11 protein-coding genes are annotated in these 9,601 nt (G+C 42.5%); 4 read left to right on the top strand and 7 right to left on the bottom strand.

Annotated elements, in window-relative coordinates:
- The 5 genes from purL to apcD form a co-directional block, all read right to left on the bottom strand.
- The coding region (gene purL / locus F7734_RS09845; protein ID WP_155744487.1) for a phosphoribosylformylglycinamidine synthase subunit PurL at positions 1 to 1,449 on the bottom strand (1,449 nt) is incomplete at its 3' end.
- 40 nt (positions 1,450 to 1,489) lie between these two features.
- Positions 1,490 to 1,648 (bottom strand): hypothetical protein, encoded by a 159-nt coding sequence (locus F7734_RS09840; protein ID WP_155744486.1) that lies wholly within the window; start codon positions 1,646 to 1,648, stop codon positions 1,490 to 1,492.
- The gene (locus tag F7734_RS09835) at positions 1,635 to 1,949 is read right to left on the bottom strand and encodes a hypothetical protein (RefSeq protein ID WP_155744485.1); all 315 of its coding nucleotides are present in this window, start codon (positions 1,947 to 1,949) and stop codon (positions 1,635 to 1,637) included. The genes F7734_RS09840 and F7734_RS09835 overlap by 14 nt, the downstream gene beginning before the upstream one ends.
- Before the next feature lie 155 nt (positions 1,950 to 2,104).
- Positions 2,105 to 2,326, bottom strand: coding sequence for a HepT-like ribonuclease domain-containing protein (locus F7734_RS09830; RefSeq protein WP_243146780.1), 222 nt, complete (start codon positions 2,324 to 2,326; stop codon positions 2,105 to 2,107).
- A 1,151-nt stretch (positions 2,327 to 3,477) separates the two neighbouring features.
- A complete protein-coding gene (gene apcD, locus F7734_RS09825) occupies positions 3,478 to 3,963 on the bottom strand; it encodes an allophycocyanin subunit alpha-B (RefSeq protein ID WP_155744483.1) in 486 nt (161 codons plus the stop codon).
- A gap of 186 nt (positions 3,964 to 4,149) precedes the next feature.
- Between apcD and rlmD the strand changes: the two genes are divergently transcribed.
- Positions 4,150 to 5,511: a 23S rRNA (uracil(1939)-C(5))-methyltransferase RlmD gene (rlmD, locus tag F7734_RS09820; protein WP_155744482.1), complete on the top strand. Its 1,362-nt coding sequence runs from the start codon at positions 4,150 to 4,152 to the stop codon at positions 5,509 to 5,511.
- A gap of 425 nt (positions 5,512 to 5,936) precedes the next feature.
- Positions 5,937 to 6,386, top strand: a complete 450-nt coding sequence (locus F7734_RS09815) for an anti-sigma regulatory factor (RefSeq protein WP_166481826.1) — start codon at positions 5,937 to 5,939, stop codon at positions 6,384 to 6,386.
- A gap of 143 nt (positions 6,387 to 6,529) precedes the next feature.
- Here F7734_RS09815 and F7734_RS09810 read toward each other — a convergent pair whose 3' ends face one another.
- Positions 6,530 to 6,811, bottom strand: a complete 282-nt coding sequence (locus tag F7734_RS09810; RefSeq protein WP_155744480.1) for a DUF6439 family protein — start codon at positions 6,809 to 6,811, stop codon at positions 6,530 to 6,532.
- 275 nt (positions 6,812 to 7,086) lie between these two features.
- Here F7734_RS09810 and F7734_RS09805 point away from each other — a divergent pair, with 275 nt between their 5' ends.
- On the top strand, positions 7,087 to 7,407 hold the full coding sequence (locus tag F7734_RS09805; RefSeq protein ID WP_155744479.1) for a hypothetical protein: 321 nt from the start codon (positions 7,087 to 7,089) through the stop codon (positions 7,405 to 7,407).
- Between the two features lie 14 nt (positions 7,408 to 7,421).
- Positions 7,422 to 8,813 carry an asparagine--tRNA ligase gene (gene asnS, locus F7734_RS09800; protein WP_155744478.1) on the top strand — a complete coding sequence of 464 codons (1,392 nt, stop codon included), beginning with the start codon at positions 7,422 to 7,424 and terminating at the stop codon, positions 8,811 to 8,813.
- Between the two features lie 246 nt (positions 8,814 to 9,059).
- Here asnS and F7734_RS09795 read toward each other — a convergent pair whose 3' ends face one another.
- On the bottom strand, positions 9,060 to 9,572 hold the full coding sequence (locus F7734_RS09795) for a GNAT family N-acetyltransferase (RefSeq protein ID WP_155744477.1): 513 nt from the start codon (positions 9,570 to 9,572) through the stop codon (positions 9,060 to 9,062).
- Positions 9,573 to 9,601 lie beyond the last annotated feature (29 nt).

The following is a 9,601-nucleotide window of genomic DNA, read 5'->3' as shown; positions in this document are numbered from 1 at the left end:
CCCTTGCCCCCTTATCCCCAGAGGGGGCACCGAGTTCCCCCTCTCCCCCTCCTCCTGAGGGCGCAACCGTACAACAGCAGCATCAGCACCACCAGGTAACAGAACAGTGTTATTCTGCACTTGATGATCGTATTGACGATAGACCCAATGTTTGGAAGCAACAGTTGGTGTATCCAGTAAAGTGAGCAAAATATCGCTCCAAGTGTAGAACTGTCCCTGAATCTCAATACCCGCAGCAGTACAAGTCGGCAAAGACGTTTGTGTCCACTCCCAAGCTTTTTGCGCGTATTCCGGTGGTTCTGCCAACAATTCTCGATGATACAGAGGCGTATTTTCTGCCAAAGCTCGGGCAGGAATTTCTGCAGCAACTTCTCCCTGAAATAAAATTCTGACGGTAGGTTCCGCAATCACAGTTCCTGCAACAACTGCCTGCAACCCCCAACGGTGGAAAATATCAATTAACTCTTGTTCGCGTCCCTTATGAGCAACAAACAGCATCCGTTCTTGCGATTCAGAAAGCAAGTACTCATAAGGAACCATTCCGGTTTCCCTAACAGGAATTTTATCTAGATCGAATTCAATACCTACCCCTCCTTTGGCTGCCATTTCTGAGGTAGAACAGGTGATACCAGCAGCGCCCATATCCTGTGCAGCCACAACAGCCCCTGTCTTAAACGCCTCCAAACAAGCCTCAATCAGCGATTTTTCCAGAAAAGGATCGCCCACTTGCACTGCAGGACGGTCATCCATGGATTCTTCACTCAGTTCTGCACTAGCGAAACTTGCACCTCCCATACCATCACGTCCGGTAGTAGAACCTACGTATAATACCGGGTTGCCTATACCAGATGCACCAGATTTCACAATCTCTGGTGTTTCCATCAACCCCAGTGCCATGACGTTCACAAGGGGATTATCAGAGTAAGCAGGGTCAAAGTAAACTTCACCGCCAACTGTAGGAACGCCAACACTATTACCATAGTGAGCGATCCCAGCGACCACGCCACTAAAAAGCCGTTGTGTTTTAGCATCCTCTAGGGAACCAAAGCGCAAGGAATTTAACACAGCAATGGGACGCGCACCCATTGTGAATATATCGCGAAGAATACCGCCGACACCTGTTGCTGCTCCTTGAAAGGGTTCAATAGCTGAGGGGTGGTTGTGAGATTCAATCTTAAATGCAAGCTGCAAACCATTATCGAGATCGACAACACCTGCGTTTTCACCAGGACCAACAAGAATGCGCTGTCCTGTGGTGGGAAATTGTTTGAGTAAAGGGCGAGAGTTTTTGTAGCAACAATGTTCGGACCACATCACCCCAAACATTCCCAGTTCGGCTTTATTGGGATGGCGTCCCAATCGTCGCACAATTTCTTCATATTCTTCTGGCTTCAAACCTTCATCAGCAATTTCTTCAGGAGAAAAAGGAGCAGAGGAGATGCTGGTCATAGCAGTACGCACCAAGGGGACAGAGGTTTATTTTAGCGATTTACTTGCACTCTAGATGCAGTTCTAAAAATGCAGCTAGTTCTTCTGCTGAATCTAGTAAGCCGATGTCTCTAACACCATCAGTACCACCAAAGCTTTTTACCTGATCTTGGTGTATGGCTATAACCTGAGAAACAGACAGAAACTTAGGAGTTTGCAAGGCGACAGTATACCTCCTTCCATTTCTTTTTAGAAGTTAAGTAAGCTTCCCATACTTCTGCATCTTGAGCAAGGTTTAAGCTATTATTTTCAAGAACATCACTATTATTGTTTTTTATGCCTTCCCGGAAGGATGCTGCAAAACCAGGAATACTTAACAATTCCTCAATAGCCTTGCTTTCTTCAGTCTTATGCAAGTAAGCTAAAAAAGCGAGCACCACTTCCATACTTTCAGGAGGAAGCTGACGTAATCGGTTTTCAGCCTCTTGAAGTAAGGTAGTATGCTTTTGTTCTGCTGCCATATTTACTCTCTGCTTAGTCTATTGCAAGAAGTTGTAAATCAATTTGGTTTCTAATTCTAGCTTATCTCGCTTCTGTAAGTAAGTATGTCCAGCCATCAATAGTGCCGGAGTTTTTTTAAAAGAATTAGAAACTGAAAAAATATCAATCTCAATAATCAGGATAATGCTTGTAAAATTATTTCAATTTGATACTTGAGATTTGGCAAATCACGCTCCACAACAGACCACACTATTTCTAAGTCAATTTCAAAATAATTGTGAGTCAAAATGTTTCGCATTCCTATAATCTGCGACCAAGGGACTTGGGGGTGTTGTTCCCTGATATCACCTAATATTATTGAAGAATTTACAGTATGACTGGGATAAGATAGACGCATCAGGCAGACCAATGTACTTACAAGCGTTGGTGACATAACTGCCAGAGTCTGCTGATGCTAATGATGCTTCATTTGAATCTACTAGGGAAATACGTAATTTCCTGGGCAAAGCCCAACGTCATGGGGTGCATTTAAGTATTTCCAACATTTCAACTATAAAGACTATTTCATAAAATAGAAATTAGCTTGAGTAAAGCATGAAATTTTAAGTAATTGTTGGTACAGCAATTTTACCTACAATGGGGTTCGGAATGCGCTAGCTTCCGTATCCAACCATTGCAGCCAAGAGTCATGCTTGCTCTAGTTAATAAAATTCTAATTTTTTTTGAGTGTTACTACAGTAGTACTTAACAGAATTGTTACAGAAAACCTAAAGATTGGATTGGTGGTTTATCGCACAACAAAAATTTTAGAAATGCTAGGGAATCAATTTTAGCTTGACAACTCCAATATCTTAACAGTAGAACGAACTTACTTATTTACCCGCATGAAGCAGCTTTCAGAAACTTTGACTTCAAAAAAGCAGAGGGCAGAAGATGGACGGCAGAAGAAATAATATTTTTCATCCATTCTGGTGTATCTAGTTCTTGATAACTGCGTTACTTAGAAAGTAATTTACATAATTGTAATCAATATTACATTTTTTAACCAAAAGCTGCGATCGCTTACCGTAGAGTTATAAACTCAAACTTGTAGATATAGTTTACTGCTAATAATTGTGGTGATAACAATCACTAGTGCTCATGATTCAGATCCTATTCTCCAGATGGTCAGATTGAGAAAATACGTACAACTGAACTCTAGCCGAGTCATTAATAGGGAACACACTAATTGCCGACAGCCCAACAGAGGGACTGTTGGCTTTTTGTTTTAGACTGGGTGAGTGGTTAGTGGTTGGTAGGGGCGCAAGGCATTGCGCCCGTACAGTAGTCAGTGGTTAATTATTCCCCCTTGTCTACCTTGTCTACCGTGTCTACCTTGTCTACCGTGTCTACCTTGTCTACCGTGTCTACCTTGTCCCCAATCCCCAATCCCCAATAAAATTTCCCCACAACCCGGTACTAACCTGACAGAAAATCTGCCATAGCCACCACCCGGTGTGGGGAAAATCCAGCTAATATAGATGTATTAGCGATGTAGATCGCTAAGTACTAGGACATTGCTTGGATGATGTAATCAAAGTAAGGAGCTGCTTCTGCAACATCATCTGCGCTCAGTAAGTCAAGAGAAGCTTTCTTCAGACAGTTGATAGCTTCTACCATTCCCGGTACGGGTACGCCAAGGGAGTTGTACATTTCTCTGACACCAATTAAACCAATTTTTTCAATTGGTTCTTTGTCACCAGCAAGTACACCATAAGTAATTAGGCGCAGGTACCAACCAAAGTCACGGATACATAGAGCACGCTGGCGCTCTCCGTAAGCATTACCACCTGGAGCAATAAAGTCGGGGCGCTTTTGCCAAAGCTGTTTGGTAGCTTCCTGAACTATCTTTTTCTCATTTTCGGCTAGGATACCGACAATGCGAATCCGTTGTGCGCCAGTTTGCAAATAGTCTTTGATATTCTTAAGTTCACCACTGCTAGGGTAACGCAGTTCGTCATCAGCTTTGAGAATAACTTGGCTTACTACAGTCATAACGATCGCGATTGACGTGATTTTATTTTATTATTTGCTAGTTTAACGAGTCTTGAGGACATAAATAAAGGGGATAGGGGACAAGGCAGACAAGGTAGACAAGGGAGACAAGGGGGAATAATTAACCCCTAGCCCCTAACCACCAACCACTAACCACCAACCACTAACCACTAACTACTAACTACTATGTGGAAACAAGGCGAATTTATTGAATTAGAGATTGCTGACTTAAGTGATATCGGCGATGGTGTCGGACGCTGGAACGATCGCGTCGTTTTTGTACCAGATACCGTACCTGGCGATCGCGCTGTTGTCCGTCTGGTTTATGTCAAACCCAGTTATGCTCGCGGACAAATTGAACAACTGCTAGAAAAATCACCCCATCGCGTTCGACCGAGTTGTATCGTCGCTGATAAGTGCGGTGGCTGTCAGTGGCTGCACATTGATTATCAATATCAGCTTGAAGCAAAACGCCATCAGGTTATTCAAGGTTTGCAACGTATTGGCGGTTTTGCTCAACCACCAGTAGGTCCAATGCTGTCTGGTTCGCAATGCCTGGGTTATCGTAACAAAGTGACATACCCTGTAGGATTATCTCGGACAGGACTTGTCCAAGCTGGTTATTACCAAAAAAGCAGCCATCAATTAATTAACTTAAATCAATGCCCGGTTCAAGATCCGCGACTTAACCCCCTGCTGTTGGAAGTTAAACAAGACATTCAAAAGCATGGTTGGCAAATTTACAACGAGCACAATCATACAGGTTTAGTACGCCATCTCGGTTTGCGTATTGGTCGCCATACCGGAGAAATGTTACTGACTTTAGTCGTTAAAGATTGGAGTATACCTGGAATTTACGACCAAGCGCAAGAGTGGTTGGATCGCTATCCTCAGCTTGTAGGAGTTTGTGTAAACCGCAATCGGGAACGTACCAATGCTATTTTTGGCGAGGAAACCCGTTGTATTGCTGGTGTTTCTTACTTAAAAGAACAATTTGCCGGACTCGAATTTCATGTGCGAGCTGATACGTTTTTCCAAATTTATACGGAAACAGCAGAAGCATTGTTGCTCTTTATTGAGTCAGAACTCAATTTACAAGGAAAGGAAGTGTTATTGGATGCTTATTGTGGTATTGGGACATTAACTCTACCTTTAGCCAAAAAAACACGGCAAGCTGTGGGGTTGGAACTTCAAGCAGAAGCAGTAGAACAGGCAAATTTAAATGCAAAGCTTAACGGTATTGAGAATGCCATCTTTCATACTGGTGCAGTAGAAGAATTACTGCCCAACATAGATATCTCACTAGATATAGTTTTGCTTGACCCTCCACGTAAAGGATGCGATCGCTCTGTTATCGAAACCTTAAGGAAATCGAAACCTCCTCGCATTGTATACGTCAGTTGTAAGATAGCCACCCTGGCTCGTGACCTCAAATTACTTTGTGAGGATGGATTGTATACGCTGACACGAGTGCAACCGGCGGATTTCTTTCCACAGACAGCCCACGTAGAAGCAGCAGCGTTCCTCACGTTATCAACCTTGCTCTGAATTTCCCGGTTTTTAACAAAAACTCAAAAGCAAAATTTATGGATCGTTATGGACAAGAGATGCTATTATAGAATTAAGCTAAAAATATGATTCCTTCTGTGCAATTCATTTTGCATAAATCAGCAAAAAGCAAAGTATCTCTTGGAGTTATGAATCGAGTTGTCTAAGTTATGTTCAGCAACGAAAAGAGTGAAAATATACTCTTTTATTCGCAATAATTGCCTTATTTTACGATCGGTGCTCTCTAGCTGTATAGTACTTAATCAACTCATGCCTTTTAAGAGATTCTATGCGCCCTAGCATTTTCAAAATTTAGTTCAACAGACGCAAGTTTGAAGGCAACACGACCACCTCACACAAGATCAGGGTGCCTGTGACAGCAAACTGATGTCTAGCTAACTCTGAAAGCTACGGGGTTCTTCATTGTGATTAATATCTCGCTCCGTCCAACAGGACGTAATTGGGGTACAATTAGTTTCGCCTCAACTCTCTATCTATGTCCAATATTAGACTTACTATTGGCAGAGATTCCATCAATGTTACAAGCAGAATTGCGCCTTGGGCTTCAAGAAGCTCTAGTGAACGCAGCCAAGCATGGTAACAACCTAGATCCTGGAAAAACAGTTATAGTTAGATTCTCCTTAATTGACAATCAATACTGGTGGATTATATCAGACCAAGGTGACGGCTTCATGCCTACAGATCCTTGTTATGAAGATCCCACAGAATATCTACCACCCGACGAATCAGAGAATGGTCGTGGCATGTGTATTCTGTATCAGGTGTTCGATCAAGTGGAGTGGAACAGGAAAGGGACAGAGTTAAGGTTATGCAAACAATTAGAACATAAAGCTAAATTATCTTTAAGACGTTAATGGGTTAGTGGTTAGTGGTTAGTGGTTAGTGGTTAGTGGTTAGTGGTTAGTGGTTAGTGGTTAGTGGTTAGTGGTGATAGTGAACAACCAACAACTAACAACCAACAACTAACAACCAACAACTAACAACCAACAACCAACAACTAACCCTCTCTTCCATGAGTTGGACAAGGTGGAGCAGAAATAGATTTATCCAACCAACCGCTTGCTTGTTGGAGCTTTTGTAAAGCTTCTTCAGGGTTGTCTTTTAGGAGAAAAACAAGAGCGGCTGCGGCTTGTTCGCTAGCGCGAACTTTGCGGTTAGATTTAAGGCGATGCCAATCATTAGGCGAAATACTCAGTCTCTCCATGAGAGCCTGGGCTAATTCTAATGTACTAAATTGACTCAGTTCATTGGTTTTGGGGATCTGGGTTGATTGAGACATAGTATGAGTGCTTGAGTGAGTTAATATAGACAAATTTAGCCCAGCTGTTGGCAGAATTGTATTTAATTAGGACTTACGCATAGCCCCCCTTTTTAATGCTTCGGTGTACACACAAATCTGTAATAGCTTACAAATTGAGTGTTGTTACCCAACCCTAACCCTCCCCTTGTAAAGGGGAGGGAACTTGATTTTCAGTTTCCCCCCTTTATAAGGGGGGATTAAGGGGGGTAAATTCGACCAGCCACCAACAACTAACAACTAACTACTAACAACCAATGGACGGAGAAAACCCAGAGCAAGAATTGGAAGAGCAACTCTTGGAAGTAGAGCAAGCGCTTGCTGCATTCAAAGAACGTTACAATCAAGTGCAAGCAGATCGATCGCATCAACAAGAGTTGCAACAGCGCCGTGAGGAATTGCATCACAGCAAAGAACCTGGAAGGAAAACAGAGTTAAGGCACATTCAACAGCAACTAGAAGAATTAGAACTCAGATTAGAAAGTAAATTATTCTCTTGGAAAAGTTTAAAAGAACCTTTCTGGATGGCAGTTCGCTTTGGGGGATTGGGCGTTATCATAGGCTGGTTATTAAAGTAAATTTGTTGGATGATATGGTAAATCTACGGATTGCAGAAGTATTGCGAAATGGTCAACCTGATGAGTCTCTGGTAGTTCAAGGCTGGGTTCGTACAAAACGGGAATTAAAAGGTTTTGCTTTTATAGAAGTTAATGACGGCTCATCCTTGGCTAGTTTGCAAGTTGTAATCAATGAAGATTTGCCAGAGTACGATAGTGTATTGAAAAAGCTAAACACAGGTGCATCAGTAGAAGTTGCAGGCGTGTTGGTGACTTCTCAAGGAAAAGGGCAGCGTGTAGAATTAAAAGCTAATAAGGTAACAGTATACGGAGAAGCCGATCCCGATACATATCCCCTGCAAAAGAAACGTCATTCCTTTGAGTTTCTCAGAACCATCGGACACTTGCGATCGCGAACCAATTCCTTTGGTGCAGTTTTCCGAGTTAGGAATGCATGCTCTACAGCCATTCATCAATTCTTCCAACAACGCGGTTTTTTGTGGGTACACACACCCATCATCACCGCTAACGATTGTGAAGGTGCAGGGGAACTGTTCAGCGTCACCAGTTTAGATTTAAAAGATGTACCTCGCAAGGAAAACAAAGCTGTAGATTATGGTAAAGACTTCTTCAGTAAACCAACATACTTAACAGTCAGCGGACAACTAGAAGCCGAAGTTATGGCGACAGCGTTTACCAACGTCTATACCTTTGGACCAACCTTCCGTGCAGAAAATTCCAACACCTCCCGTCACCTTGCAGAATTTTGGATGGTAGAACCAGAGATGGCATTCTGCGATCTTAAAGGAGATATGGATTTAGCAGAAGCATTTCTCAAGCACATATTTAAATACGTGATGGAAACCTGCGCTGAAGACATGGAATTTTTTAACCAGCGCATTGATAACACTGTTATAGCAACGGCAGAGAACATTATTAATAATGAATTTGAGCGTGTAACTTATACAGAAGCCATCAAACTATTAGAGAAAGCTGACGTTAAATTTGAATATCCAGTCAGTTGGGGACTGGATTTACAATCCGAACACGAGCGTTACTTAGCCGAACAGCTGTTCAAAAAGCCCACCATCGTCACAAATTACCCAGTGCAAATCAAAGCTTTCTACATGCGCTTGGACGATGATGAAAAAACCGTAGCCGCAATGGACATTCTTGCACCCAAAATTGGTGAAATCATTGGTGGTTCCCAAAGGGAAGAACGTTTAGAAATTTTAGAACGTCGCATACTTGCTCAAGGGATGAAGCCAGAGGATTTGTGGTGGTATCTAGATTTGCGCCGCTTCGGTACCGTTCCCCACGCAGGTTTTGGGCTTGGTTTTGAAAGACTCGTGCAATTTATGACAGGTATGGGCAATATCAGAGATGTCATTCCCTTCCCACGTACACCAGAAAGCGCTGAGTTTTAGCCAAGTTCCCCACCTCGTTCCCAGCCTCAGGCTGGGAATGCCTTCTTTGGAGGCTCTGCCTCCTGTACTACTCCTATCCCGCTTGAAGATGATCTATAGCGGTTCCCACTTGGGTGCAATACACAAAAAAGTTATGGAACCGCAGATGCACAGCAAAGCACGCGGATGAAGCCGTACTTTATTCGGATGAAAATCGCTATAATTAATAACTCCAGGTATGGATATCGCTTGCACGAACGGGTTTACTTATGTCTCAAGCAAGAATTTGTCGTTTTCCTGTGCTCTACAAGAGATCGCCTCTCTTTCCAGACGACACAACCTGACTTGTGGAATAATTTTTGCTCCCATTTTTTCGTAAAACTTGACTGCTGGCGCATTATTGACTCTAACTATCCAATCAATTCTTGCACCTCCTATATTTTCATTTATTCCACACAAATGATTTATCAAAGCTGTCCCAACTCCACAATGGCGGTACTGAGCTTTAATATATAGATCGTCCAACCAAATTCCCGGCTTAGCAAGAAAAGTAGAATAGATTCGGTGATAGCTTGCAAATCCAATTGTACTTTCATCAATCTCAGCCAACAAAATAAAAGCCAGAGGATTCTGACAAAAGATTGTATCTTCTAGTTTCTGAGGCGTTGCTTCCAAAGAATCGAGACAGCCATCAAACTCAGCCTTCAGCAAAATAAGCTCCATAATCGTCGAGATATCATCTTTCGTAGCCTGTCTAATTAAAATCTGTTGCTCGTTCATATATCAGTCCTATTCCAGTGGTAAACAGT

The sequence above is a fragment of the Scytonema sp. UIC 10036 genome (assembly GCF_009725235.1).
This window is presented reverse-complemented; position numbering and strand designations above follow the sequence as displayed.

Coding starts and splice junctions, on each gene's coding strand:
- F7734_RS09835 (WP_155744485.1), bottom strand. CDS start 1,949: ATGGCAGCAGAACAAAAGCATACTACCTTACTTCAAGAGGCTGAAAAC.
- rlmD (WP_155744482.1), top strand. CDS start 4,150: ATGTGGAAACAAGGCGAATTTATTGAATTAGAGATTGCTGACTTAAGT.
- apcD (WP_155744483.1), bottom strand. CDS start 3,963: ATGACTGTAGTAAGCCAAGTTATTCTCAAAGCTGATGACGAACTGCGT.
- asnS (WP_155744478.1), top strand. CDS start 7,422: ATGGTAAATCTACGGATTGCAGAAGTATTGCGAAATGGTCAACCTGAT.
- F7734_RS09805 (WP_155744479.1), top strand. CDS start 7,087: ATGGACGGAGAAAACCCAGAGCAAGAATTGGAAGAGCAACTCTTGGAA.
- F7734_RS09830 (WP_243146780.1), bottom strand. CDS start 2,326: ATGCGTCTATCTTATCCCAGTCATACTGTAAATTCTTCAATAATATTA.
- F7734_RS09795 (WP_155744477.1), bottom strand. CDS start 9,572: ATGAACGAGCAACAGATTTTAATTAGACAGGCTACGAAAGATGATATC.
- F7734_RS09810 (WP_155744480.1), bottom strand. CDS start 6,811: ATGTCTCAATCAACCCAGATCCCCAAAACCAATGAACTGAGTCAATTT.